Raw genomic sequence first — 24,340 nt, forward strand, 5'->3', positions numbered from 1 at the left:
TCGACCGTCGGAGCCTACCGGGCGCCTCCGAGCGCCCCGCGCACCGCTCCGGTCACGTGCGGACGAGGACGACGAGGGCGCCGATGCCGGCGACGACCGCGGCGATGACGCAGGCCGCGACCACCGACTGCTGGTAGATCGGCAACAAGGCCGGCGCGAAAGCGGATCCGAGGAACTGGGCGGACAGCGCGAGGGCGGTGGCGGTGTTGCGGTTGGCGGGGTGCTGCGCAGCGCGAGCGTGTTGGTCATGACCCGGGCCCCGGTGCCGGCGATCCCGGCGGCGACGACGCACGCGACGAGGGCGGCGACCACGGGCGGCCAGGCGGCGGCGCCGACGGCGAGCGCGAGGGTGGCGGTCGCACCGAAGCCCATCCGGCGCATCCCGAGGCGATCGGCGAGGGCGCCCACCAGCCGCCCGGAGGCGAGCCCGGCGACACCGAACGTGGCGACGACCAGCCCGCGGGCCGCGGGGGACAGGCCGAATCGGTCGCTGGCCTCGAGCGCGGCCACCAACATGATGACGGTGGAGGCGAACTGCACGGTGAACCCGACCAGGCACGCCTGCCCGAGCCCGCGGTTGAGCAGGGGCCGCCACGGCGGGCGGGCGGCGTCGGTCCGGGTGTGGGCGGGTGCGCGGGGGGTGACGATCGCGAGAGCTCCGGCCGCCACGGCGACGACGACGAAGGCGAGCCGGTAGTCGACGGCGGCCGCCAGCCCACCGACGAAGGGCGCGAAAGCCATCCCCGCGGCCTGCATGCTCGCGTACGTCCCGAGACTGCGGCCGATCCGCGAGGCCGGCACGCGGTCGGCGATCATCGTGATGAGCAGCGGCGTCGTGAAGGCGTTGGCCATGCCCTGCAGCACGCGTCCGGCGAAGAACACTCCGAACACCGGAGCCACGACGCACACGAGCGCGGCCGCCGCGTAGACGACGTACGCGCGCCGCACCGTGCGCTCCGCACCCCACCGGGCGGCGAGCAACCCCGCCAGCGGCATGAGGGCGGCGAACGGGAACAGGTAGGCGCTCACCGCCGAACCCGCCGCCGTGACAGTCGTGTCCAGCCCACCGGCGAGCTCCGGCAGCATCGTGTTGAGGATCGCCCCACCGAACGGGCCGAGGAATCCGCCGGCGTACAACGGCCACAGCGAGCGCTCCTGGTCGCGGGGGACGTCGCCGGTTCGGTCGGACACCGGCACAGAGTACGCGTGCGCCGGTCGTGAGCATCGGCGATGATCGAGCGCGGATCGCGACACCGGGCCACGCGGATCACGGCCCCGACCCGAGGAGAGCCCACCGATGACCGAGTTGTCACTGCGAACCACGTTGGAGCCGTTCGGTCCTGCGTGCGCGATCATCCTCACCGACGACCAGGTGCGCGAGCTCGGCGGCGGCAAGCGGGCGGCGGTGCGCGTGAGCATCGACGGGCGCACGACGGCCCTGCGTCTCGCCGTGATGGGCGGCGTCAACTGCATCGGCCTCAGCAAGGCCGCACGTGCCGAGCTCGGGGTCGAGATCGGGCAGCAGGTCGACGCCGTGGTGGCGCGCGACGAGACGCCGCGAGAGGTCGAGATCCCCACCGAACTCGCCGACGCCCTGAGCCGGGACGCCGACGCCGGCCGGGGGTTCGAGGCGCTCGCCTACACCCACCGCAAGTCCTTCGCGACGTGGGTGGGCGAGGCCAAGAAGGCCGAGACGCGGCTGCGGCGGGCCGCCGAGGCGATCACGATGATCCACGAGGGCCGCATGCGCTGATCCCGGTGGTTTCACCGCTCGGGGGAGTTCCTGGGCGAGGGACTCGCTGCCGCGGCGCCGCTCAGCCCTTCTCGAGGGTGGCGACGACGGTGATCGTGCCGGGGTCGACCTCGGTGTACCCCGCGTCGCGGACGGCCAGGCGCCGATGCTCGGTCCAGGCCACCGCCGGGTCCTGCAGGCTCGCGAGGAGATCCCTCCAGCACCGCTCGTCCGCGACCTCGGCCACGGCGGGGCAGTCGGCCTCGAACCACCGGCGCAGCAGGTCGGGGTCGGTCTCGGCGGCCAACGCGGCGGCGATCATGCCCGCGTGTCCGGTCTGGGCCATGAGCTTGCCCGCCGTCATCTCGAGCGAGGCCGGGACGACGCAGCGCAGGTGAGGGCCCTCGTGCGGCGTGGTGGCCGGGTCGGCTGCCGGGGCGGGGGTGTCGTCGTCGGGGTCGACGGGCGGGATCTCCGTGCCGCCCACCTGCATCACCGACACCCGCTTGTCGAGGTCGCCGACTCGCCCTGGAACGAGGACGCGGATCTGCGTGTCGCCCTGCTCGAACGACAGTCCGGGCAGGTCGGCGCTCGCCTCCCATCGGGCTCCGCGGGCGCGGCGGGTGACCTTGCGGATGTGGCCTCGGCAGTACGCGTCGACCTCCGCATGCCAGGGCCCGCCAGGAGCGCTGCGCTCGTCGAGGCAGAGCAACGCGCACCCGGTGGCGGCCAGGGCCAGTGCCGTCGCCCGGTCGGGGGATCCGTCGCGTTCCAGGCGCAGGATGAGTTGCAGCGCGCGGACCTCCTCGGGGTCCTCGCGGCCGTCCCGTTCGACCTCGACTGCGTCCAAGCCCAGCCAGTGCGCGTATCGCTCGCGCACCGGGGTCAGCACCTCACCGATCGACATGACTCCCACGGTGCCATGGGGACGCGGATGCCCGTCGCCGCGGCCCGCCGGCGTCGGATCGGGTCGTCGTCGCCGCTCGCCGTATCTGTGGCGTGACCAGCGGTGTTCTGCGTTCCGGATGCGTTGTCGGTGGCGGCGGCTACGGTCGGCACCCACGGCGTCACGACAGAGGAGCACCGATGCCCGACACCCTCACCCCCACTCTCGATCGCCACATCGATGGCATCACGGTCCGCGACCTGCTGACCAACGGGTCGGGCTACGGCATGCAACCCGGTGGGTCGCCGTTGGCGGCGGCCTACCGCGACGCCGGCGTCGAGGCGGGGGCGGATCCGGTCGACTCGTGCGCCGACGACTGGCTGGTCGCGCTCGCCACACTGCCCCTGGCTCATCAACCGGGGGACGGGTTCCGGTACCACCACGGCTTCGGCATCCTCGGCGTGCTCCTGCAGCGGTTCGCCGGAATCCCGGTGGAGGAGTACCTGCGTCGAGTCGTGTTCGATCCACTCGGCATGCCGGACACCTCGCTGTTCGTCCCCGAGGATCAGGCCCACCGGCTCCCGGCCGCCTACCGCCACGGCGAGTCGGGCCTCGAGGAGGCCGAGCCGCTCGGCGGCGGGTTCTACGTGGGCGAGCCTCCGTTCGACACGGCGCACGGAGAACTGGTCTCGACCGCCGCCGACTATCACCGGCTGTGCCGCATGCTCGCCGACGGCGGCAGGCATGAGGGTGACCCCTTCCTCGACCCCGACCTGGTGCGCGAGATGACGCGGGATCAGGTGCCGGAGTCGGTCAAGACGCCGGACAGCTTCTTTCCCGGCTTCTGGGACGGCATCGGGTGGGGCTACGGCGGATCGGTCGCCACCGGTGGTGAGCACGAGGGGCGCTACGCCTGGTCGGGTGGCCAGGGGACCGACTTCTACATCGACCCCGACGGCACGATCTCGGTGTTCCTCACGCAGGTCGAACTCGGAGACGCGATGTGGCCGGTGCTCGGTGAGGTGCAGGCGAACGCGGCGTCGCTGCTCGAGGGGTGAGGCGCGCGCTCAGGCGAGGGAGAGGAAGAGCTTCTCCATCGCGGCGAGATCGGCCTCGCGGTCGGGGTTGTCCTCGGTCATGCACTGCTGCAGGCCGGTGGTGATGATCGAGAACCCTGCGCGATCGAGGGCGCTGCTGCAGGCGGAGAGCTGGGTGATGACGTCCTTGCAGTCGCGGCCCTCCTCGATCATGCGGATCACGGCACCCAGTTGACCGTGGGCGCGGCGCAGCCGCTTGAGGGCCGAGTCCAGGTCGGACGGGTCGAGTCGCATGGTGAGTACCTCCTGGTGACGACGAGCTACCGGACGTCGACGATGCCGGCACCGCACCCAGTGAGTCGGGGCGTGCGGTGATGTGCGGTCTCGGCGCAGGCCGAGCCCCGATCGTACATGTACCCCCAGGGGTATCGGTCGGCGCGTGCCGTGCAGCGACCTGGGAGCGCACCCCTCATCACTGTCGGCGGAGCTCGCCGGTCAGGTCGTGGGGGTCGGCGTAGGTCGGCGGGTGGCTCAGCGAAGGAAGTCGAGCAGCGTCGGTCGCAGGTCGTCGGCGAACTCGTCGAAGAAGCCGTGACGGCCGCCGTGGTGGTGGATGAGTCGGGCGTCGAGGATGGCCGAGGCGATGATCTCTGCGTTCTCGGGGGCACCATCGGGTCGTCGGTGCCGTGCAGGACGAGGGTGGGTGCGGTGATGTCGGGCAGCGCCGTCCAGGCGTCGTGGCCGGTGCTGGCGCGCAGGTGGGCGAGGGAGGCGGCGGGCGTCATCGTCGGGTCGCCGAGCAGCAGGCTGTCGGAGGGCCGGCCCGGCCAGTCGTCGGTGTAGAAGAAGCGCAGCACCCGCTGGATGCGGTTCCCGTCCTCCGGGGAGGCGAGGATGCGGCGCACCTCACGGCTGCGCTCGCGGGCCAACGGGCCGCCGGGGGAGGTGCACGCGAGGATCAACCGCTCCACCCGTGAGGCGTGCCGGGCGGCGAGGTGTTGCGCGACCCGGCCTCCCATCGACGTCCCGTAGACGCGGTAGCTCTCGAACCCGAATTCGGCCATGACGAGCGCGGCGTCCTCGGCGAAGGTCAGCGTCGTCCAGTCGCCGACGTCGGCGCAGGTGTTGCCCGTGCCGCGGTAGTCGATGGTGACGGTGCGGTAGGCCTGCTCGAAGCCGGTGCGGAGCTCCTCCCACCACCGCATCGAATTGGCCTGACCCTGCAGCAGCAACAACGGGGGCGCGGTCTTCGGCCCGGCCTGGCGGACGGCCAGCAGGGCGCCGTCGGGGGCGCGGACGTAGTCGTTCATGCCGCAGGCATGCCGAGAGCGCCGTTCATGGCCACACCCTGTCACGACGCGGGCCGATCGCCCGCGCGTCGGGCCCTCAGCGAGTCAGGCGAACGCGCGCATCACGATTCGGAAGAACGAAGCGCGAGACGCCGGCACGCGGGACGTGAAGCGCGAGACGCGACGCCGCGAGGCGCGGAACGGCGCCCCCACTCCCACCTCCGGTTCGAGGTGGTCGGCGGCGAGATGTGGGGCGGGTGCGGCTATCGACCCAGGAGCCTGCTGAGGAAGCCGGACTTCTGGCCCGCCGCCGCTCGCGGGTGGCCCTCGCACCACTGGTCGGCGGGGACGTTCTGGCGGACCGAGTCGATGTGCAGGCCACATCCGGCCCAGGTCGTCCGGCCACAGACCGTGCAAGGCACTGCTCGGCACATGGTGAAGCTCCTTCTGATGACGGGGGTCGACAACTTGACGACCATATACCCCCAGGGGTATGTATGTCCACATGAACATCGTGATCGTCGGTGGCGTCGCCGCCGGAATGTCGACCGCAGCCAGACTCCGCCGGTTGGATGAGACCGCCACCATCACCGTGGTCGAGAAGAGCGGCAACGTCTCGTTCGCCAACTGCGGTCTTCCCTACCACGTGGGCGGGGTCATCGAGGAGCGCTCGGCTCTCCTGCTGCAGACCCCCGACTCCCTGCGGGCGCGGTTCGACATCGACGTCCGCGTGCGCACCGAGGCCGTCGCCATCGCCCGCGACGCCCGAACCGTCCGGGTGCGCGATCTCGACTCGGGGCGGGAGGAGGACCTTCCGTACGACTCGCTCGTGCTCACTCCCGGCGCCGCGCCCGTGAGGCCGCCGATCCCCGGCATCGAGCGCGCTCTCGTGCTGCGCAACGTCGAGGACACCGACGCGCTGGTCGCCGCCGTCGACGGCGCGAGGTCCGCCGTCGTCATCGGTGGGGGATTCATCGGCGTCGAGATGACCGAGAACCTCCTGCACCGTGGCCTCGCGGTCACGGTGGTCGAGGCGATGCCGCAACTCATGGCGCCCATGGACCCCGAGATGATCGCCGGTGTCCACGACGCCCTGCGTGAGGCGGGGGTGGATCTGCGTCTGTCCTCCAGCGTCACCGCCATCGGTGAGGATCACGTCGAACTCGCCACGGGAGAACGGATTCCGGCAGACCTCGTCGTCGCGGCCGTCGGCGTCCGGCCGGAGTCGGCGCTCGCCGTGGACGCGGGTCTGGAGGTGGCGCCCCGCGGCGGCATCGTCGTCGACGAGCACTACCGCACCAGCGATCCGCACATCTACGCGGCCGGCGACGCCGTCGTCAAGAGGACGCGCTCGACGGCGAGGGGTCCTCGTCCCGCTGGCGAACACCGCGAACCTGCAGGGGCGTCGCATCGCCGACACCATCGCCGGACGCGCGGTCGAGGATCGCCCGGTGCTCGGAACGGCGATCGTCGGGGTGCTCGGCCACCAGGTCGCGGCAGTGGGTTGGAACGAGAAGCGCCTCGTCGCGGCAGGCCGCGCCCACCGCTTCATCCACACCCACGCGGCCTCGCACGCCGGCTACTACCCTGGCGCGGAGTCGATCTCGCTCAAGCTCCTCATCGACCCCCAGACCGACGCCATCCTCGGCGCCCAGGCCGTGGGGCGCGACGGCGCCGACAAGCGCATCGACGTCATCGCCACCGCCATGCGAGCCGGATTGCGGGCGAGCGACCTCGCCGAGCTCGAACTGGCCTACGCCCCGCAGTTCGGCTCCGCCAAGGACCCCGTGAACATGCTCGGGTTCGTCGCCGAGAACCGTGCCACCGGTCTGGAGGACAGCATCCAGTGGCACGAGGTCGCCGACGCGCAGGCCGCGGGCGAGACGGTGATCGATGTGCGCACGCCGGCGGAGTTCGCGGCCGGGGCCATCCCGGGGGCGGTCAACATCCCCGTCGACGAGCTGCGAGTTCGGGCCGATGAGGTACCCGCCGGTGACCTCGTCGTGCACTGCGCGGTCGGCATCCGTGGCCATGTCGCCGGCCGCATCTTGACTGCCTCCGGTCGTCGCGTCCGCAACCTCGACGGCGGGTATCGCACCTGGTCGGCAGGCATGTCGACCCGCGGCTGAGTCGTCGAGCCCTCCGTCCATGAGGGGAGAGGTCCGCGTGCGTCCTCGCCGGCGCGGGCGACCGCGTCTCGATCCGCCACCGCGCGCGTCCGGAGGGGAGGTGGCAGGCTCACCCATGTCGACAGGGGTGAGCCATGGTGGACTCCGGGCGGCTCGCGGAGTTCTGGGACTCCGAGGCCGCGACGTACGACCGCAAGACGTCGCTCCTCGAGCGTCGCCTCTTCGCGCCGCATCGCGCCTGGGTGGGTGAGCGGGCTCGTGGGCATGTCGTCGACGTCGCCTGCGGGACGGGCGCGAATCTCGACCACTTCCCGCCCGGGACGCGGGTGACCGGTGTCGACTTCAGTCCCGCGATGCTCACCGAGTTCGCCTCCCGCGCATCGGCGTTGCGCATCCCCGCGGAGACGAGGCAAGCCGACGCCGGCCGACTGCCGCTGGACGACGCCTCGGCCGACACGGTGCTCTGCACGCTCGGTCTGTGCTCGATCGACGGCGTCGAGGGCGCGCTGTCGGAGATGGTGCGCGTCCTGCGTCCGGGCGGTGCGCTGCTGCTGCTCGACCACGTCGTCTCGACGTCCGTCCTGGTCCGGGCAGGTCAGCGGATGCTGGAGACGGTCACGGTGAGCCGGTTCAACGAGCACTTCACCCGCCGCCCCCTCGACGTGGTCACCGCCCTCGCCGCCGAGGACGTGCTGGACGTCGTGGAGACCAGGCGGCGCCTCGCCGGCACCCTCGAGAGCGTCCACGCCACTCGTGCCGAGACCGAAGTCCTGCGCCGCGAGATGAGGGGAAGGCGATGACTGTGACGCACGACGACTCCACTGGACTGGACCGGCTCGCCTGGCACGAACACCGTGAGCGCACGAACACCTCTGAGCGACGACGCCGGCGGCATGACAGTGCGGGTCTGCGGGTCTCAGTGACGTCCGTAGGCATCGCGGCGGTGTTCGATGCGGAGGACGACGACCTCGCGGTCCTGTTCGTTGATCCGGTACAGAATCCGATAGGTGCCGCGCCGCGCAGAGTGGATATCCGCGAGTTCGCCTCTGAGAGGTTTTCCGACTCGTCGTGGGTTGTCGATCAGTGCTCCGGTGAGGAGCTCGACCACTGCTGCGGCCACGGCCTCTGGCAGACCATTCTGGATGGCTCGCGATGCCGGTGGGGTGAGGACCAGCTCGAAGGGCTCCGTCACGGGAGGAGAGCGCGGACCGCGTCGGCTCCCCGGATGACGTTGCCTTCCTGGTAAGCCACGTCGGCCTCGCGGATGTCGGCCAGCGCGGCGGGATCGCTGAGCACCGCCAAGGTCTCTTCGAGCTCGGCGAGGTCCTCGGGGCTGAGGATGACGGCGGCTGCCTTGCCGTTGCGGGTCACGGTCACTCGCTCGTGCTGGTGCTGCACTCGGTCGACCACGTCGCTGAAGTGATCGCGGACCTCACGCAAGGACTCGATGCTCATGACCACAATTGTGGCGCTTGGCAGTGCGGGGGTCAATCCTGGTCGCGAGCACCCAGCACGGCAGATGAGTGCGTTGCGATCGGCCCCGTCAGGGGAGGAGGTCGAGTACTGCCTACGCGCAGGCATGGCGTGGATGACCAGCTCATTGCCGCTCACGAAGACGAGGACGATCGTCTCGATGAGGCGGGTGTGGGTGTCGAACCCGAGTCTCATGCCGCACCCCATGCTTGAGGGCGTCATGTAGGCCGCGAGAATGTCGTTGGGCTGCCGGTCGGGGGTTCTTGCGGGCGCGGTGGTAGCGCGCCGTGGTTCGCGGGCCGGCGTGGCCGGCTGCGGGCTGGACGTCTCTGAGGTCGACGCCTGCGCGTTCAGATGTCCTGGCTGGTGCGTTGCCGCACGCGGGCGCGCAGGGTGAACAGGACGACGATGAGCAGGACGCCGTAGAGCAGCCAGGTGATGGGGCTCGCGACGAGTACCCCGTAGTCGCCCGCCGACGACAACAACGCGTCGCGAAGCGAGGTCTCCGCGAGCGGCCCGAGGACCATGCCGATCATCAGCGGCGCGAGCGGCATGTCGTGGCGGCGCATCGCGAAACCGATGAGGGCGATGAACAGCAACATGAGCAGGTCGAACGTCGAGTTCGACAGCGCGTACACGCCGAGGCCGCAGAACACCGCGATGCCGCCGTAGAGGTACGGGGCGGGGATGAGCAGCAGCTTGGCCCACAACTGCGCGAACGGCAGGTTGATGATCAACAGCACGATCATCGCGACGAAGAAGCTCGCCAGCAGCGACCACACGAGGTCGGGTGCACGGTCGAACAGCAGCGGCCCGGGCTGGAGTCCGTACTGCCGGAACGCGGCGAGCATGATCGCCGCCGTCGCCGACACGGGCAGGCCCAGGGCGAGCAGGGCGCCCATCGCGGTGCCGGTCGTGGCGTTGCCGGCGGCCTCCGGGGCGGCCAGGCCACGGATGGCGCCGCGGCCGAACCGGGGCTCCTTGCGCCGACGGTCGAGACGCCGCTCGAGGGAGTAGGCCATGAACGTCGGCACCTCCGACCCGCCGACGGGGATGACGCCGAACGGCAGACCGATCGCCGTCCCGCGGGCCCACGCGGGTGCGGCCTCCTTGAACTCGGCCGGGGACAGCCACGGCCGGCCCGTCGTCTTCATGGCCCGCACGGTGGGGTCGCGTCGGATGCGGGAGGCGACGTAGAAGACCTCCCCCAACGCGAGGATCGCGACCGTCACCGTGACGAGCGAGATCCCGTCGAACAGTTCCTGCACGCCGAGGGTGGCCCGCTCGACACCCGTGGTCGGGTCGATGCCGATGGTGGCGATGCCGAGCCCGAGGATGAGCGCGGCGATGCCCTTGACCACGGAGTCGCCGACGATCGAGGAGGTCGCGACGAACGCGAACAACGCGAGCGCGAAGTACTCGGCGGGGCCGAAGGCGGCCGCCCACTCCGCGAGCTGGGGGCGAGGAACACCACGACCACCGACGCCGTCATACCGCCGATGAACGCGCCGATCGCCGCCGTGGCCAGGGCCTGGGTGGCTCTGCCGTCCTTGGCCATGCGATGGCCCTCGAAGGTCGACGCGATCGCCGAGGCCTGGCCGGGGGTGTTCATGAGGATGGCCATGGTGGAGTCGCCGAAGAGGCCACCGAAGTAGACGCCGGCGAACATGATGAACGCCGCCGTGGGGTCGAGCGCGAACGTCATCGGCAGCAGCAGCGCCACGGCCATCGACGACCCGAGTCCGGGCATGACACCCACCGCCGTGCCCAGGAGGCACCCGAGCACGACCCACATGAGGTTCATGGGGGTCAGCGCGCCGGCGAATCCCTGCATCAACAGATCGATCGACACCTCAGATCACCCCCAGCACGCCGGAGGGGAGGCGCAGACCCAGGCCGACCGAGAACGTCAGGTAGATGACGGAGGACAGCAGCAGCGCCGCCGAGATGTCGAACAGCGGCCGCCGCGACCCGATCCCGCGGGCCACGAACCAGAACAGGAGCGCGGCGGCGAGGATCCAGCCGAGCAGTTCGAGGGTGGCGGCGAACAGCGCGAATCCACCGATGCACCACGCCACGGCCGACCAGTCGGAGAACGTGCGGTACCGCCCGCGGTCGTCCGTGACGTGCTCGGGGAGCGCACGTACTGCAGCACGAGCAGCAGCGAGAAGACGTAGCCGAGGACCACGAGGATCGTCGGGAAGAAGCGGGGACCGGGAAAGTCGGTGCCCTCGGGGACGTCCGTCGTCAGCACGCCGAAGAGGAGATAGCTGCTGAAGGCGGCGAGGATCAGCGGCAGCACCAGCCCGGAACGGCCACCCCAGAACGACCCGCCGCGCGGCTCACCGGCAGCGTCGGCATCCTCGTCGACGACGTCGACGCGGGACACCTCCGTGCCGTTCGGCTCCCGCCCGGGATCGGTCGCGTTCACAGGCCCAACTCCTTGACGAGCGCCGTGATCTGCGCGGTGTCCTCCTCGATGAACGTGTCGAGTTCAGGGCCGGTGAGGAGGACGTCGGTCCACTTGTTGCGCGCCATGGCGTCCTTCCACTCCTGGGTCTGCGCGGTCTCGGTGATGATCTGTTGCAGCTCGGAGAACTGCTCGTCGCTGATACCGGGCGGCGCGACGAATCCGCGCCAGTTGGTCATGGCCACGTCGTAGCCCTGCTCGACGAGGGTGGGCAGCTCGATGCCGTCGGCCCGTTCGGGAGCGACGATGGCCAGCCCCCGCATGCGGCCGGCGTCGATCTGGTCGGCGAACTCGTTGTAGCCCGACACCGCCGCGTCCGCCGCGCCGGAGGACAACACCTGCACGGCCTCCCCGCCTCCGGACTTGGGGATGTAGGTGATCTGCTCGGCGTCGATGCCCGCCTTGAGCGCGAGGTCCGCGACGATCAGGTGGTCGAGCCCGCCGGCCGAACCACCGGTGAACACCATGCCCTTCGGGTCCTGCTTCCAGGCGGCGACGAGGTCGTCGATGCTCTGATGGGGCGAGTCCGCCGGGACGACGATGACGTCGTACTCCTCGCTGATGCGGGCGATCGGGCGCACGTCCTTGAGCGTGTTGGGGGAGTCGTTGGTCTCGATGGCGCCGATCATCACCGTGCCCGTGACCATGAGGTTGGTGGCCTCTCCCGTCATCGTGACGAACTTGCTGAGTCCGATCGTGCCGCCGGCGCCGGGGATGTTGACGACCTGGGCGTTGTTGACGACGTTCTCGGTGCGCATCGCGGCCTGCTGTTCACGCGCGAACGTGTCCCAGCCGCCGCCCGCGCCCGCCGGGGCGATGAGCGTGAGGTTGGCGCGCAGGTCCTCACCGCTGTGGGCCGCGCGCGCCGAGACGAGCACCGCCAACCCGACGACGACGACGCACACGACGGCGTAGATCGCCATGCCCAGCCGAGGGGTCCTCCGATCACGCTGGGGGACGGGTGTGCTCATACCGGCTCCTTCGGGCGACGACGGGTCGTGGCCGGGAGGCTATCCCACCGCGAGCCGCCTCAGAAGGGCTGAGACCGGGTCGTCCGCTCCGGAGCTACCTCGGCGCGGTGAACGGGCGAGCGTCGACGACGGCGGCGGTGGGGAGATCGCCGCCGTAGATGTGCGGGAAGAGCTCGGTGTCGACGTCGGAGGTGGCGGGATCGGCCGGCTCGTAACGCACCTCGAGGCCGAACCGGGTCAGCACGGCCTCGGAGATCACGAGCACGAGCATCGGGTCGGTGACGTCGCGGTAGAACCGGCGGGCCACCCGGCGCAGCTGGTCCTCGTCGGTGCTGGCGTGCAGGAATCCGACCTCGGCGATGGTGAGGCCGCGGGTGGACATGAGATACGCGGGAGCTGCCGGATTCCAGTCGCGGGAGAAGGCGAGGTGCAGCAGCGACATGCTCGTGCCTTTCATCGGTGGTGGTTCGATCATGCCTCGTCCACACCGTGGCAGACAGGGAGACCGGACGCTCGGGTCGCCCCCGATCCGACGCGGCCCGATCGGTCCCGGCGCGTTCGCCCGGGTTCGCCGGGTTCTCAGTGCGCGTCGCGGCGCAGGAGGACGAGCACCTCGGCGTGATCGCTCTGGGGGAACATGTCGAACAGCCGGGCCCGCACGGGCCGCAGCGACGGCATCCGGTCGAGATCGGCGGCCAGGGTGACCGGGTTGCAACTCGAGTACACGACCGCGCCCACGCCCGAGTCCTCCAGCCAGGAGGCGAGGCGGGCCCGGATGCCCCGGCGGGGTGGGTTGACGACGACGAGATCCGGTGGCGTCGGCAGCGATGCGGCCCACGCGGTGGCGTCGCCGACCTCGAACCGGGCGTCGAGCCCCATCTCCGCCGCGGATCGCCGGGCGCTCGCGACCGCCTCCGTGCTGACCTCCACGCCGTGCACGGCACGACCGGTGCGTGCCGCGTGGAGTGCGAATCCGCCCACCCCGCAGTAGAGGTCGAGGACGGAGCGAGGGTCGCATTCGTCGATCCACTCCGCCGCCTGGCGGTACAGGCCGGAGGCGACGACCGAGTTCGTCTGGACGAACGCGCCCGGCATGGGATGCAGGGTCACGTCGCCGATGGTCATGGGCAGCGTCGTCTCCTCGGTGAGGAGGATCTCCTCCTCACCCTCGGGCAGCGCGACGTGCCGTGGGAGGAGGTTGACCGAGACCACGCGCAGGCCCGGCAGCGCGTCGAACAGCGCCGGCAGCGAGCGTCGGAGGCGTCCGACCTGCCCCTCCGAGCGCAGCACGAAGCGCACCATCAGCTCACCCCCCGCCGACTCCAGCACGTGGATGTTCTTGAGTTCGCCGGTGCGGGCGGGAACGTCATAGGGGCGCAGGCCGGTGTCGGTGATGAACCGCGCGAGGACGGGCATGCTCGCCGTCGTCGCCGGGCCGAGGAGGCCGCAGGCGCGCAGGTCGACGCCGTGGCCGTCGGCGTCGAGGATGCCGAGGGTCGGGGCGTTCGGGGTGCCGCCGACGACCATCTTGGCCTTGGCGCGAAAGTGTGACTCGGGCGAGCCGAAGGGCGCCGACCAGGCCAGGGCCGGCCGGTCGCCGACGATCTCGCGGACCCGCCGATCCTTGTCGGCCAGTTGCGCGTCGTAGGGCTCACCCATGCGGGTGCACGAGCGGCACACGCCGGCGTCGAAGTAGTCGCACTGCACAGGGGCGATTCTCCCCGATGCCCCGCGACGGACTCGCTCAGGCCGTCAGCGTCGAGCCGAGCCGCTCACGGGCGCTGCGCCCACGGCGCCCGACGGGGACGGTGCCTGTGGCGGCGCCGAGCCCGATCGTGGCGCCCTCGTTGTAGAACGTCTCGATGCCGTCCGCCGGCACGGCGAACGTCTCGTGCCAGATGCCGACCGCCCCGGGGTTGGCGCGGCTCGCGCGGTTGAAGGCGCGCCAGGCCGGGAGGTGTTCGAGGTCCGTGCGCTGGGCGTAGGCGTAGAGGTGCTCGATGCTGCGCCAGTACTGGACCACGAACGGGCCCTTGCCGCCGATGAGGGTCTCGGCGCCGAGAAAACCCAGGTCGGGAGCCTCGCCGCGGCGGGCCGCCTCCTTGTTGGCGTGGAGTTCGCGCAGCATCTTCGGCATCGCGACGAAGGCGGGCATCCACAGGTCGGGCCGGTGGGGCTTGCGGATCGTCATTCCGATCGTGAAGACGACGACCGGGCCGTCGTGGGCGTGGGTCGTGGCTGCTGCGGACATGGGAACCTCCAAGAACGGCGAGTGCGACTCTCTATTTATGGCGAGTGTTACTCTCCATGTCAAGAGGTGATGTGGAATGAGGATCTCCGGACTGTCCGAGCGGACCGGTCTGCCGGTCGCGACGCTGAAGTACTACCTGCGTGAAGGACTGGTCCCACCCGGGCGGGCCACCTCGCCCAACCAGGCCCGCTACGACGACACCCACGTCGAGCGGGTCCGCCTCATCCGTGCGCTCACCGAGGTCGGCGGGCTCGACCTCGCCACCGTCGACCGCGTGCTCTCCTCCATCGACGGACCGGACGTCGAGCGACTCGGCGTGCTCGGGTCGGCCCAGCGGGCTCTGCTCGGAGCGGAATTCGTCGAGTACGACCCCGCCACCGCCGACGAGCCGCCGACCTCCCGCGCCCGGGACTGGGTGACGCGGCGCGGCTGGCAGGTCGACCTGCACGACCCCGTGCTCGACGCGCTCGATCGGGCGTGGGACGCGTGCGAGGCCTCGCTCGTGGGCTTCGACGAGGGCAAGCTCGGCGTGTACGCCGACGCCGCCGAACGCATCGCGCAGATCGACGTGGAGTCGGTGCCGCCCGATCCCCACGCGGCCGTGCGCCAGGTTGTGCTCGGCACCGTGCTCGTGGACGCGCTGCTCGTCGCGCTCCGCCGCCTCGCGCAGCAACACGTGGCGGTCTCGCGACACGGCGACGGCTGAGGGCAGGCTCCTCCCACAGGAGGAGGCCGAGGCCAGGGTGACTTTCTACGATCGAGGCGTGCCACGACCACCGCTTCCAGACCTGATCCTGTCCGGGCTCGCCCTGGCGCTGACGGCGCTGCTCGGGCTGAATGAGGCGGAGCGCGGCCTCACCTGGGACGGCGTGCTCTACGTCCTCCTCCACCTGGGCCTGGCGGCCACGCTGGCGCTGCGGACCACCCGACGCCGGGGGTCCTTCGTCGCCACCTATGTGCTCCTCGCGGCGATGGCCCTGCTCGTGTGGTTCGCGCCCGTCAATCACGGCGTCAGCCCGGTCATCCTCTGCGCGCCGGCGGCCCTCTACAAGGTCGCCCGGCACGATCCACCCGCCTGGGGGTGACCGGACTGCTGCTCGGCGTCGCCGGGGCGTTCGTCAGCCCGGTCAACCGGCTCGCCGGGGGACCCACGACCGCGCTGGTCGCGGTGATGATCCTCGGCATGGTCGGCACCTACCTGTGGGCGAGCGGTCGGCGTCGCACCGAGGTGGCCTACCGCGAGCAACTCGAGCGAGAACGGGACGAGCACGAACGCGAGGCGGCCCGCCGGGTCCTCACCGCACAGACCGACGAACGCGCCCGCATCGCCCGCGAGATCCACGACATCGTGGCGCACAGCCTGGCCGTGGTGAACGTGCAGGCGAGCACCGCTCTGGCCGTCGGCGGTGAGGCCCAGATGCGCGAATCACTCACGGGGGTGCGCGACGCCAGCAAGAGTGCGCTCGGCGAACTCCGTTCTCTGGTCAGCGTGCTCCGCGACCAGGTCACCGACCACGAGGTCTCCGGCGACCTGCTGCGACTGCCCGCCCTCGCGACGGAGACCACCGCGGCGGGAGTCCGGCTCGAGACCGCGCTGCCCGAGGAGGAGACGCTGCGCCGGTGGCAGGAATCCTGGTCCGCCCCGGCGCGGTTGGCGGTCGTCCGCGTCGTCCAGGAGGCGCTGAGCAACGTCATCAAGCACGGCGGGGTCCGGCCGGTGGCGAACCTGTCCGTCACCGAACGCGACGGCGCCTGCCTCGTGTCGGTGACCAACGAGGGCCGTGGGCAGGGTGACTCGCTCGGGTACGGTCTGCTCGGCCTGCGGGAGCGGGTCACCCTGACCGGTGGGGACATCACCGCCGGCCCCGAGGGTGCGGGCTTCGCGGTCCACGCGCGCATCCCGACGAGGAACCCGACTGAAGGGGAGTGAGATGACGGGCGAACCGATCAAGGTCGTGGTCGTCGACGACCAGCCGCTGCTGGTGTCGGCGTTCTCCGCGCTCATCGGCAACCAGCCGGACATGACGGTCGTCGCGACCGCCGCCGACGGCGTCGAAGCCGTCGAGCGCACCCTGGCCCACGCCGTCGACGTCGTGCTCATGGACATCCGGATGCCGCGCCTCGACGGGGTCGAGGCGACGCGGCGGATCCTGGCGCGCGAGAAGGCTCCTCGAGTCCTCGTGCTCACCACGTTCAACGTCGACGAGCTCGTCCTCGCGGCGGTGGGCGCCGGGGCGCGCGGGTTCCTCCTCAAGGACGCCGAACCCACCGAGGTCATCGACGCCATCCGTGCCGTGCATCGGGGCGAGGCCGTCATCGCGAGCCAGGCGGCTCCGGCGCTGCTGGCCGCGGTGCGCAACCCGGCGGCCCTCGTCGAACCCACCGGTGACGAGGAGGACGGAGCAGCCGGGCCGAGTCCGCTCGTCGACCACCTCACCGCCCGCGAGGTGGAGGTACTGCGCCTCATCGCGCAGGGGCGCACCAACGCCGAGATCGCCGACGACCTGTTCATCGCGCAGACCACCGTCAAGACGCACGTCGGCAACCTGCTGCTCAAGCTCGACGCGCGTGATCGCGTGGCCCTCGTCGTGCTCGCCCACAGCGTCGGGCTGGCCGGACCGGCCGGCACCGTGCCCCTGTCGTGAGCCGTCTCCTCCCACGGGAGGAGACCGCGCCGCGAGAGCTCCGTGAAGATCGTCTCCCGGCAGGAGGTGCCCGACTTCCGCGGTGACCAGGCTGGATGTCATGACCACGACGATTCCCGCCTTCGGGTGCTCCGGGCTCACCAAGAGCTTCGGCGCCCACCGTGTCCTCGACGGCCTCGACCTCACCGCGACTCCCGGACGCGTCTATGCGCTGCTCGGACGCAACGGCGCCGGCAAGTCGACGAGTCTGAAGATCATGCTCGGCCTGTTGCGTGCCGACGCCGGGGAGTGCCACCTGCTGGGTGAGCCGTTCTCGCGCGCCGGGCTCGCGCGCGTCGGGGCCTCCATCGACGGCCCGGCCCTGTACGGGCACCTGTCCGCCCGTGACAACGTGCGCGTCCACGCCCTGCTCACCGGGGTCGACGCCGACCGCGTCACCGAGGTGCTGGAGGTCGTGGGGCTGGACGCGGGCCGGCGCGGAGCCGGACGCACCAAGGTCCGCTCGTTTTCCACCGGCATGAAGGCGCGGCTCGCGCTCGCGATCGCGCTGCTCACCGACCCCGACGTCCTCGTCCTCGACGAGCCGCAGAACGGCCTCGACCCCGAGGGCATCATCGAACTGCGCGGCCTCATCCGCGAGCTCGCCGCCCGCGGACGCACCGTCCTCATCAGTTCCCACCAGCTCGGGGAGGTCGTGCGCCTGGCCGACGACATCGGCGTCCTCGCCGGCGGGCGCCTGGTGTACGAGGGCCCGCTCGCGGACTTCGCCGAGGGTTCGGCCGGCGACCTCGAGGCGGCCTACCTCGCCGCGACCGGAGGCGGTGCCCGATGACGACGACCGACGTCCGTCCCTCCACCCGATCCAGGGTGTCCCTGTCCGGTGCGGTGCGTGCCGAGTTCGTGCGTGCGAAGGGGAGCGCCGCGGCGCGGTTCGCTGCCGCCGGCCTGGCCCTCGCGCTCCTGCAGGCGGCCGGGTGGCTGCTCGTCCCCTCGGGGCCGGTGCGGGACTGGTCGGCGCTCTTCGGGTGGCAATCCCTCTACGCCACGGGGCTCCTGGCGCCCGTCGTCGCTCTCCTCGCGGCGTCGGCGTCCTCGCGTGAGGCCCGGGCCCGCGAGGGCGGCACCTGGGCGCGCCCCCTCACGCCGGGGGTCGCCTGGACGGCGCGGAGCCTCGTCCTCGCCTGGCAGTCGCTGCTGCTGCACCTCGCCCTGACGATGCCGCTGATCGGGCTGGGGCTGCTCACGGGTTTGGGCGACCCGCCGGTGGCCCGGTTCGTCACCCTGTGGCTCGTGCTGTGGGGCACGTCGTTGCTGCCGCTCATCCTGTCGCTGGTCCTGGCGCGCCGGGTCGGCATGCTGCTCACGGTCGGGTTCGCCCTGATCTGGCAGGTCGCGGGAACGATCACGGCCGAGTCGTCGCTGTGGTGGGCGCAGCCGTGGAGCTGGGGAGTCCGGGCCGTGCTGCCGGTCCTCGAGATCCACGCGAACGCCGTCGGACTCGACCCGGATTCACCCATCCGACTCCAGAACCCGTGGTGGCCGACCCTCGCCTGTCTCGTCGCGGCCGGAGCTGTGCCGGCGGTCACCGCGTGGGCCTGTTCCGCCGGCGAACCACGGCGGGTCGGCCTGCGGGCATGGCTCGTCCGCCTGCGTGGGGGTGGTGGCCCGCGCGGTCATCTCTCCACGACCGAGGACGCTCCCGCCGCGGATCAGGGGAGCCCGCTCGTCCGACGCGACTTCTCCCCGCGCGGGCCCATCGTGCGGGGTCGCCCGCGGCCGGTGCGCGCCCAGCTCGCCCTGTTGCGCGGGACGGGTGTGTTTCCGCTGGTCCTCGTGACCCTTGGGGTCGTGGCCCTCGTCGGCGCGATCTGGGACGCGGAGTACGTCCGCGGTGTCGCGACGTGGCTGGTCGTGCCGCTCGGGTCCTGCGTCCTCGCCGCTCTGGCGTGGTCGGCGATGGCGCCAGGGTGGCGTGTCGCCGTCCTGAGAATGACCCCCGGCGGCTCGCGGCGTCGATGCTCGGCGTGTGTCTCGGGCTGCTCGCGGTGGTCGTCACGTGGGTCGCTCTCGTCGCCGCCCTCAGCGGCGGGGTCTCGATCGCCGTCCCGGTCCTGCTCTTCGCCGTAGGCGCGATGGTGCTGGTCACGAGCCTGTGGCTGGCGACGCGGTGCGGAGCCGGCGCAGCGCTGGGAGTGGTGCTCGTCGTGCTCGTGGTGAGTCTGGTCTTCGGCGCGACGACCATCGCGGACTCGACCCTGTGGATCGTCGGAGTCCTCGCGTGGCCCCTCACCGCGACGTCCGCACCGCGCATCGCCGGCGTGCTCACGGTGACGATGGTCGTGTGCGTCCTGGCCGGAGCGGCGTGGTCGGCAGCCCTGCGTCGCGCGGCCCGGAGCTGACGCTCCGGACGCGTGGGGGCGTCGCGGTCAGGGCCTCGGGAGAGTGGGGTCCGCGAGTTCGCGGTTGCGTGCGTCCTGGATGCCGTGGCTCACCCCGTGTCGGACGGCGGCGTAGAGGCCGAGGAGCACCAGCGCCACGGGGACCGCACCGCCCACCACGCCTACGACCAGCATCGTCAGAAGCTCAGTCCATCCGATCATCATGGCCGAAGCGTAGGCGCCCGTGACCTGTGGTCACGGGCGCCTCGCGGGGATGCGGTCGACATCGCTGTCGACATCCCTACCCGTTCTCGACGACCGGTTTCTGGTCGCGCAGGGTCGTGCCGTCCTCGAGAGTGACGTCGTAGGTCAGCTCCGGGGTGGTGTCGGAGTCGCCCGGCCACTCGGCGAGGAACGTGCCGTCGGTGACCTGCGCGGTCACGGCACGGTCGCCGTCGCGGACGGTGACGCTCGCCACGTCGGCGCCCGCCGACCCGGACACCGTCACCACGCTGCCGCCGCCCTCGGACACGCCGCCGCCCGAAGCGATGTCGCCGATCTCGCACGGGCCCAGCTCCGTCCTGGCGGTCAGGGGGTCGGGCACGTCGCGCTCGACCGTTCCGTCGCGGGAGGTGACGTCGTAGGTGACGACGGGTGACGGGGCGTTCGGCGCGGTCTCGGCGGAGGGCCACCACGCCACGAACCAGCCGTCGGCGACGGTCGCCCGCACCTCGCGTCCCTCCGACTTGACGGTGACGGCTGCCACCTCGGCACCGACACGTCCTTCGGCGAAGGAGTACGTGCCCTCCGGGCCGCTGGACATGCCGCCTCCGTTGCTCTCGATCTCGTTCGGGGCCAACGACGTCGGAGGCGGGGAGCCCTGCGTCGACAGACCCGCCGAGGAGCCGCGCACCTCAGAGGGCTTCGCGGCGTCGTAGAAGCACGTGGTCGTGCTGCCGTCGGACGAGGCCATCGCCAGGAAGAGGAAGTCACCGCGCCGCTCGGAGGCGACGGTGCGGAAGCTCTCCGGCGTCGCGGTCGGGCGGGTGGTGGGGTCCTCCCCGGTGCGACCGAGGGCCTCGGCGACGTTCTCCCGGCAGGCCGACTCGGCGGTGGCGAGGTCGGCACCGTCGACGGGCATCGGTCCGGCGGTCCAGGAGGCGTACGCCGGAGCATTGCCACCCGGCCCACCCCACACCGTCATCACACCGACGAGGGCAGCGGCGGCCGCGGCCGGGATCGCCCACCGCACGGTGCTGCGCCTGGCCCGGCGACGTCCGACGACGTGCGCCGCCTGGGAGCGGGTCAGCGTCGTCGGCACACTGTGCGGCACAGGGGTCGGGAGCGTCGTGCCGGTCGTGGCGGGCCGCCGGTCACGCTCGCCCGCGAGAAGTGAGGCGAGCAGTGCGTCCTTGCGGGAGGTCTGCTCGGCGGTGAGGTCGCGGTCGGCGGCGTCGAGGTCGCGCAGCGCCACGTCGAGGCGGTCGTCGTCCAGGTGGGTGGTCATGAGATCTCCTCGAGCGAGACCGGCCGGAGCCGGGAAGTCATGGGCTGGGGTCGCCGGTCGGGGCCGGCGCCGTGCGCCTCGACATCGGTGCTGGTCAGCCCCTGTCTCAACGCGGCGCGGGCGCGGGACAGCCGGACCCGATAGGCGGCAGCGCTCACGCCGAGGACCTGACCCGCCCGCCGGGAGTCGAGGCCCTCGAACACGGCGAGTGCGAGGACCTCCTGTTCGACGTCGGACAGGCGTGACCAGGCGCGGGCCAGATCGACACGGGAGATGGCCGCGTCGGCGCCGTCGGGTGTCACCGTGGCGGAGTCGACGTCGGCGAGCCGCACCCCGAGCGCGTCCCGCCGCCGGCGGGACCGGGCGTCGTTGAGCAGGCAGTTGCGGGCGATGCCGAACAACCACGCCCGGGCGTCGTCCAGGCCGGAGGGCAGGTCCTCCACCCGCCGCCAGGCGATGGTCATCGCCTCGGCGACGACGTCCTCCGCGCCGGCGCCGTCCGGATGGAGGCGCCGTTGCACGTACCTGAGGAGGTCGTCGTAGCCGGCCGCGTAGGCGCTGGTGTAGGCGGCGAGTCGATCCTGCGTCGTTCCGTTCACACCTACTCCTGTCCGGCACGGCCGGGGTGCAACAGGCCGGATCGAGGACCCGCCGTGATGGGTGGCGCCTCAGCCGGGGAAGGGAGGACATCATCCTCCCCCGAGGTCAGCGTGGAGGGGTGAGCTGGAGGAGTCGGCCCGACGGGCCGTCGGTGAGCAGCCAGATCGACCCGTCCGGGCCTTCTTCCACCTCACGCACCCGCGTGCCCATGTCCCACTCGTCCGCCTTCTCGGCGGTCGTGCCCTCGAGGTCGATCCGCGCGAGCGCCTGGCCCGACAGCCCGCCGACGAACGCGTCGCCCTGCCACTGCGGAAAGGCCTCGCCGGCGTAGATCATGAGGTTGGCCGGCGAGATCGACGGATCCCAGAACGCCGCGGGCGCCTCGACGTCGGGCCGTTCGGTGTGCGACCGGATCTTCCGACCGTCGTAGTGGTCGCCCTCGGAGGTCTCGGGCCAGCCGTAGTCGACACCCGGCTCGATGAGGTTGAGCTCGTCGCCACCCCGCGGGCCCATCTCCGAGGACCACAGGTTGCCCGCGCCGTCGAACGCGATCCCGAGCGGGTTGCGGTGGCCGTAACTCCACACCGTCGCGGCCGTGTTGTGCTGGTCGACGAACGGGTTGTCGTCGACGTGACCACCGTCGAGGGTGAGGCGCAGGATCTTGCCGAGGTTGGACTGGAGGTCCTGGGCCGGGGTCATCTCCTGCCGGTCCCCGGAGGCGACGAACAGGTTCTCGCCGTCCGGACTCACGGCCAGGCGCAGGGCGAAGTGCCCGCTGCCGCCCGCCGGGTCCTGCTCCCAGATGGTCTTCAGTCCCTCCAGGCGGGGCTTGTCCGCCAACGACAACGTGGCCCGGCCGACGACGCCACGGGACTGGCCCTCGTCCGCGGCCTGGACCCAACTGAGGAACACGGTCCCGTCCTCGGAGAACGTCGGGCCGAGGGCGATGTCGCTCAGGCCCCCTGACCGGCGTCGACGACCTCGATGCCGTCGAGCCCCTCGACGGCCTCCGTCGCCCCCGAGGTGGTGTCGACGACGAGCAGACGCCCGCCCTTCTCGGTGACCAGGCCCCGCCCGTCGGGCAGGAACGTCATCGCCCACGGACTGTCCAGGGTGGCGACCTCGCGCGTGGCGAACGGCTGCCCGTCCCGCACGGTGCCGGCCGGTACCTCGGCCGACCTGGTGGGTGGCGGTGCGGTGCCGCCGGTGCCGCCTGGGCCCCCGGGGTGCTCGGCTGGGTCGTGGTGCAGGCGGCGAGCAGGACCGCGGCGGCTACGGGCAGGAGTCGTCGGGCGTCCATGAGTAGACCCTACGGGTGTCGGCCTCCGACGTCCGGCCGTGCGCGGCCCCGCGTGTCCTCGCCCGGCCGGTGAGTATCCCGACGAGACAGGCGAATCGGGCGGTGCGGGCGGCGACCGAGGCAGAGCGTGTGCATGCCGGGAGACCGTGGGCGACCGGCCTACGGTGGGGTCATGGCCGAGACGACCGAACCCTGCCTCAACTGCGGGACCCCGATGCGCTGGGAGACCTCCCACGAACGCTGCGACGGCTGCGGATGGATCATCCCGTGCTGTGAAGGTGCGCCGTGCCCGCCCGCCGCTACGCCGGCTCCCGCCTCGCCCGAGCGTGCGGACGTCGATACGGTCGAGGCATGACTTCGCTCGTTCTCGTCGCCAATGCCGGAGACGGCACCATCACCTCGCTGCGTCTGCACCCCGGCGACGACCCGCGTCTCGAGACGCTGACGACGACCCGGGTCGGCGACGGATGCGGCACGCTCGCCGTCGACCCCGAGAACGCCCTGGTCTACGCCGCGACCAAGGAGCCTTCCGTGGTCACGCTGCGCGTGGATCGCGAATCGGGGGCCCTCACCGAGATCGCCCGCACGCAGATCGAGGAGACCCTCGCCTACATCTCCCTCGGGCGCGGCGGCTCGATCGTGCTCGGCGCCTCCTACGACGGGGCGTGCGCGATGACGTGGCCCGTCGCGGACGGTGTTCTCGGCGAACGTGTCTCACGCGTGGAGCACGCGAACGCCCACTGCGTCCTGCCCGTGGGTGAGCACGTGTACGTCGTGGCCCTCGGTGACGACGAGATCGGCCAGTACCGCCTCGGAGCCGACGGCGAGCTCGTCGCCCTCGACCCCGCCACCGCCTCCGCGCCGCAGGGCTCCGGGCCGCGCCACCTCGTGGTCGACGGCACGAACGCCTACGCGGTGACCGAGTTCTCCGCGGAGGCGATCCGCTACGACGTCGCCGGCGACGGAACGCTCACCCGCGGTGAGGCCGTCCGCATCGACGACCCCGCAGCCGGCCTGGGGCACAGCGACATCGACGCCGACCCCGCCAAGGAGCACCTGCGCTGGGGCGCGGAGGTCCGGCGCGTCGGACCGTGGCTGCTCTGCTCGGAGCGCACCGCCTCGACGATCGCCACCGTGCGGGTCGGGGACGACGGCCACCTCGGGGAGGTCGTCGCCGTCACCCCCACCGAGAAGCAGCCGCGCGCCTTCGGCATCACCCCCGACGGCCGGCACGTCGTGGCCGTGGGCGAGAAGTCGCCCCACGCCGCGCTGTCGCGGATCGAGGACGACGGATCGCTGACCCTGCTCGGCCGCGCCGACGTCGGTCAGACCGCCCGCTGGGTGTCCTTCATCTGAGTCCGCGGGGTCTCCGCCGACGGAACCCGGGGGCAGATTCGCCGACACCGGCAGGAACCACGTCCTGCCGGTGTCGGCGTTTCTCTGTCCTGCGGTGGGCGCGCTCAGGCGTCGGTGTCGGTGTCCCCACCGGTGAGTCCGCCGAGCACGTCGCCGGAATCGGTGCCGGTCACGTGGCCGCCGATGACGCCGTCGGCGCCCTCCTCGACGGTCGGGGCGTCGGACATGACGACGCCGGTGTCACCCGTGGAGCCGGTGCCGGTCTGGCTGGCGCCCTCCTCGGCCATCTGGGATTCGGGGTTGTTGCGCGGGTCGA

General features: G+C 71.7%; 28 protein-coding genes and 4 pseudogenes. 13 read left to right on the forward strand and 19 right to left on the reverse strand.

Annotated features, from left to right (window positions below; genetic code table 11):
• Positions 1–52: 52 nt before the first annotated feature.
• Entirely contained in the window at positions 53–292 is a 240-nt protein-coding gene (locus QQK49_RS21470; RefSeq protein ID WP_284305781.1) for a hypothetical protein, read from the reverse strand.
• Positions 271–1,356 (reverse strand): annotated as a pseudogene (locus QQK49_RS23495) (MFS transporter); the annotation flags it as partial. The pseudogene QQK49_RS23495 and the gene QQK49_RS21470, both read right to left, overlap by 22 nt.
• Here QQK49_RS23495 and QQK49_RS21480 point away from each other — a divergent pair.
• Complete coding sequence (locus QQK49_RS21480) at positions 1,298–1,753, forward strand: YdeI/OmpD-associated family protein (protein WP_284302020.1); 456 nt, start codon at positions 1,298–1,300, stop codon at positions 1,751–1,753. The pseudogene QQK49_RS23495 and the gene QQK49_RS21480 sit on opposite strands and share 59 nt — an antisense overlap.
• A 61-nt stretch (positions 1,754–1,814) precedes the next feature.
• Here QQK49_RS21480 and QQK49_RS21485 read toward each other — a convergent pair whose 3' ends face one another.
• Positions 1,815–2,639, reverse strand: coding sequence for a peptidyl-tRNA hydrolase (locus QQK49_RS21485; RefSeq protein ID WP_284302021.1), 825 nt, complete (start codon positions 2,637–2,639; stop codon positions 1,815–1,817).
• Between the two features lie 179 nt (positions 2,640–2,818).
• On the opposite strand from QQK49_RS21485, the gene QQK49_RS21490 reads away from it, so the two are divergent.
• Entirely contained in the window at positions 2,819–3,676 is an 858-nt protein-coding gene (locus QQK49_RS21490) for a serine hydrolase domain-containing protein (protein ID WP_284302024.1), read from the forward strand.
• A 9-nt stretch (positions 3,677–3,685) separates the two neighbouring features.
• On the opposite strand, the gene QQK49_RS21495 is transcribed toward QQK49_RS21490, so the two are convergent.
• From QQK49_RS21495 to QQK49_RS23585, 3 genes are all read right to left on the reverse strand, one after another.
• Positions 3,686–3,949, reverse strand: coding sequence for a metal-sensitive transcriptional regulator (locus QQK49_RS21495; protein ID WP_284302025.1), 264 nt, complete (start codon positions 3,947–3,949; stop codon positions 3,686–3,688).
• Positions 3,950–3,975: 26 nt separating this feature from the next.
• Positions 3,976–4,965: an alpha/beta fold hydrolase gene (locus tag QQK49_RS21500; protein ID WP_284305783.1), complete on the reverse strand. Its 990-nt coding sequence runs from the start codon at positions 4,963–4,965 to the stop codon at positions 3,976–3,978.
• Positions 4,966–5,207: 242 nt separating this feature from the next.
• A complete protein-coding gene (locus QQK49_RS23585) occupies positions 5,208–5,423 on the reverse strand; it encodes a hypothetical protein (RefSeq protein WP_488803204.1) in 216 nt (71 codons plus the stop codon).
• Between the two features lie 62 nt (positions 5,424–5,485).
• On the opposite strand from QQK49_RS23585, the pseudogene QQK49_RS23040 reads away from it, so the two are divergent.
• From QQK49_RS23040 to QQK49_RS21510, 3 genes and pseudogenes are all read left to right on the forward strand, one after another.
• Positions 5,486–6,226, forward strand: a pseudogene (locus QQK49_RS23040) (NAD(P)/FAD-dependent oxidoreductase); the annotation flags it as partial.
• A 169-nt stretch (positions 6,227–6,395) separates the two neighbouring features.
• The gene (locus tag QQK49_RS23045) at positions 6,396–7,073 is read left to right on the forward strand and encodes a rhodanese-like domain-containing protein (RefSeq protein WP_348536242.1); all 678 of its coding nucleotides are present in this window, start codon (positions 6,396–6,398) and stop codon (positions 7,071–7,073) included.
• Positions 7,074–7,207: 134 nt separating this feature from the next.
• A complete protein-coding gene (locus QQK49_RS21510) occupies positions 7,208–7,873 on the forward strand; it encodes a class I SAM-dependent methyltransferase (protein WP_284302034.1) in 666 nt (221 codons plus the stop codon).
• 116 nt (positions 7,874–7,989) lie between these two features.
• On the opposite strand, the gene QQK49_RS21515 is transcribed toward QQK49_RS21510, so the two are convergent.
• The 8 genes and pseudogenes from QQK49_RS21515 to QQK49_RS21555 all read right to left on the reverse strand — a co-directional run bounded on the left by QQK49_RS21515 (position 7,990) and on the right by QQK49_RS21555 (position 14,238).
• On the reverse strand, positions 7,990–8,265 hold the full coding sequence (locus tag QQK49_RS21515) for a type II toxin-antitoxin system RelE family toxin (RefSeq protein ID WP_284302036.1): 276 nt from the start codon (positions 8,263–8,265) through the stop codon (positions 7,990–7,992).
• Complete coding sequence (locus tag QQK49_RS21520; protein WP_431310500.1) at positions 8,262–8,741, reverse strand: type II toxin-antitoxin system Phd/YefM family antitoxin; 480 nt, start codon at positions 8,739–8,741, stop codon at positions 8,262–8,264. The genes QQK49_RS21515 and QQK49_RS21520 overlap by 4 nt, the downstream gene beginning before the upstream one ends.
• A 155-nt stretch (positions 8,742–8,896) precedes the next feature.
• Positions 8,897–10,380, reverse strand: a pseudogene (locus tag QQK49_RS21530) (tripartite tricarboxylate transporter permease).
• Positions 10,381–10,399: 19 nt separating this feature from the next.
• Complete coding sequence (locus QQK49_RS23500) at positions 10,400–10,624, reverse strand: tripartite tricarboxylate transporter TctB family protein (protein WP_284302038.1); 225 nt, start codon at positions 10,622–10,624, stop codon at positions 10,400–10,402.
• 349 nt (positions 10,625–10,973) lie between these two features.
• On the reverse strand, positions 10,974–11,987 hold the full coding sequence (locus QQK49_RS21540; protein WP_284302040.1) for a tripartite tricarboxylate transporter substrate binding protein: 1,014 nt from the start codon (positions 11,985–11,987) through the stop codon (positions 10,974–10,976).
• 94 nt (positions 11,988–12,081) lie between these two features.
• The gene (locus tag QQK49_RS21545) at positions 12,082–12,444 is read right to left on the reverse strand and encodes a DUF952 domain-containing protein (RefSeq protein WP_284302044.1); all 363 of its coding nucleotides are present in this window, start codon (positions 12,442–12,444) and stop codon (positions 12,082–12,084) included.
• Positions 12,445–12,566: 122 nt separating this feature from the next.
• Positions 12,567–13,694: a methyltransferase domain-containing protein gene (locus QQK49_RS21550; RefSeq protein ID WP_284302047.1), complete on the reverse strand. Its 1,128-nt coding sequence runs from the start codon at positions 13,692–13,694 to the stop codon at positions 12,567–12,569.
• Positions 13,695–13,731: 37 nt separating this feature from the next.
• A complete protein-coding gene (locus QQK49_RS21555; protein ID WP_284302050.1) occupies positions 13,732–14,238 on the reverse strand; it encodes a DUF4188 domain-containing protein in 507 nt (168 codons plus the stop codon).
• 76 nt (positions 14,239–14,314) lie between these two features.
• Between QQK49_RS21555 and QQK49_RS21560 the strand changes: the two genes are divergently transcribed.
• The 7 genes from QQK49_RS21560 (at position 14,315) to QQK49_RS21590 (ending at position 19,282) form a co-directional block, all read left to right on the forward strand.
• A complete protein-coding gene (locus QQK49_RS21560) occupies positions 14,315–14,944 on the forward strand; it encodes a MerR family transcriptional regulator (RefSeq protein ID WP_284302053.1) in 630 nt (209 codons plus the stop codon).
• A gap of 58 nt (positions 14,945–15,002) precedes the next feature.
• On the forward strand, positions 15,003–15,323 hold the full coding sequence (locus QQK49_RS21565) for a hypothetical protein (protein WP_284302056.1): 321 nt from the start codon (positions 15,003–15,005) through the stop codon (positions 15,321–15,323).
• Positions 15,320–16,168, forward strand: a complete 849-nt coding sequence (locus tag QQK49_RS21570; protein ID WP_284302059.1) for a sensor histidine kinase — start codon at positions 15,320–15,322, stop codon at positions 16,166–16,168. The genes QQK49_RS21565 and QQK49_RS21570 overlap by 4 nt, the downstream gene beginning before the upstream one ends.
• A 1-nt stretch (position 16,169) precedes the next feature.
• Positions 16,170–16,883, forward strand: coding sequence for a response regulator (locus tag QQK49_RS21575; RefSeq protein ID WP_284302062.1), 714 nt, complete (start codon positions 16,170–16,172; stop codon positions 16,881–16,883).
• Positions 16,884–16,983: 100 nt separating this feature from the next.
• Positions 16,984–17,715 (forward strand): ATP-binding cassette domain-containing protein, encoded by a 732-nt coding sequence (locus QQK49_RS21580; RefSeq protein WP_284302063.1) that lies wholly within the window; start codon positions 16,984–16,986, stop codon positions 17,713–17,715.
• Positions 17,712–19,010: an ABC-2 family transporter permease gene (locus QQK49_RS21585; protein WP_284302066.1), complete on the forward strand. Its 1,299-nt coding sequence runs from the start codon at positions 17,712–17,714 to the stop codon at positions 19,008–19,010. Before QQK49_RS21580 ends, QQK49_RS21585 begins: the two co-directional genes overlap by 4 nt.
• A 5-nt stretch (positions 19,011–19,015) precedes the next feature.
• Positions 19,016–19,282 (forward strand): hypothetical protein, encoded by a 267-nt coding sequence (locus tag QQK49_RS21590; RefSeq protein WP_284302069.1) that lies wholly within the window; start codon positions 19,016–19,018, stop codon positions 19,280–19,282.
• A gap of 27 nt (positions 19,283–19,309) precedes the next feature.
• Here QQK49_RS21590 and QQK49_RS21595 read toward each other — a convergent pair whose 3' ends face one another.
• The 4 genes and pseudogenes from QQK49_RS21595 to QQK49_RS21610 form a co-directional block, all read right to left on the reverse strand.
• On the reverse strand, positions 19,310–19,486 hold the full coding sequence (locus QQK49_RS21595; RefSeq protein WP_284302072.1) for a hypothetical protein: 177 nt from the start codon (positions 19,484–19,486) through the stop codon (positions 19,310–19,312).
• 76 nt (positions 19,487–19,562) lie between these two features.
• Positions 19,563–20,768: a hypothetical protein gene (locus tag QQK49_RS21600; protein ID WP_284302074.1), complete on the reverse strand. Its 1,206-nt coding sequence runs from the start codon at positions 20,766–20,768 to the stop codon at positions 19,563–19,565.
• Positions 20,765–21,367 carry an RNA polymerase sigma factor gene (locus tag QQK49_RS21605; protein ID WP_284302076.1) on the reverse strand — a complete coding sequence of 201 codons (603 nt, stop codon included), beginning with the start codon at positions 21,365–21,367 and terminating at the stop codon, positions 20,765–20,767. The genes QQK49_RS21600 and QQK49_RS21605 overlap by 4 nt, the downstream gene beginning before the upstream one ends.
• Positions 21,368–21,473: 106 nt before the next feature.
• Positions 21,474–22,462: pseudogene (locus QQK49_RS21610) on the reverse strand (PQQ-dependent sugar dehydrogenase).
• Positions 22,463–23,019: 557 nt separating this feature from the next.
• Between QQK49_RS21610 and QQK49_RS21620 the strand changes: the two are divergent.
• Entirely contained in the window at positions 23,020–24,024 is a 1,005-nt protein-coding gene (locus QQK49_RS21620; RefSeq protein WP_284302084.1) for a lactonase family protein, read from the forward strand.
• A 104-nt stretch (positions 24,025–24,128) separates the two neighbouring features.
• Here QQK49_RS21620 and QQK49_RS21625 read toward each other — a convergent pair.
• Positions 24,129–24,340, reverse strand: a 212-nt coding sequence (locus QQK49_RS21625) for a hypothetical protein (RefSeq protein ID WP_284305785.1), incomplete at its 5' end; no start/stop codon positions are given.

Source organism: Mobilicoccus caccae (genome assembly GCF_030161635.1).
In the GTDB taxonomy this organism is placed as follows: domain Bacteria; phylum Actinomycetota; class Actinomycetes; order Actinomycetales; family Dermatophilaceae; genus Mobilicoccus; species Mobilicoccus caccae.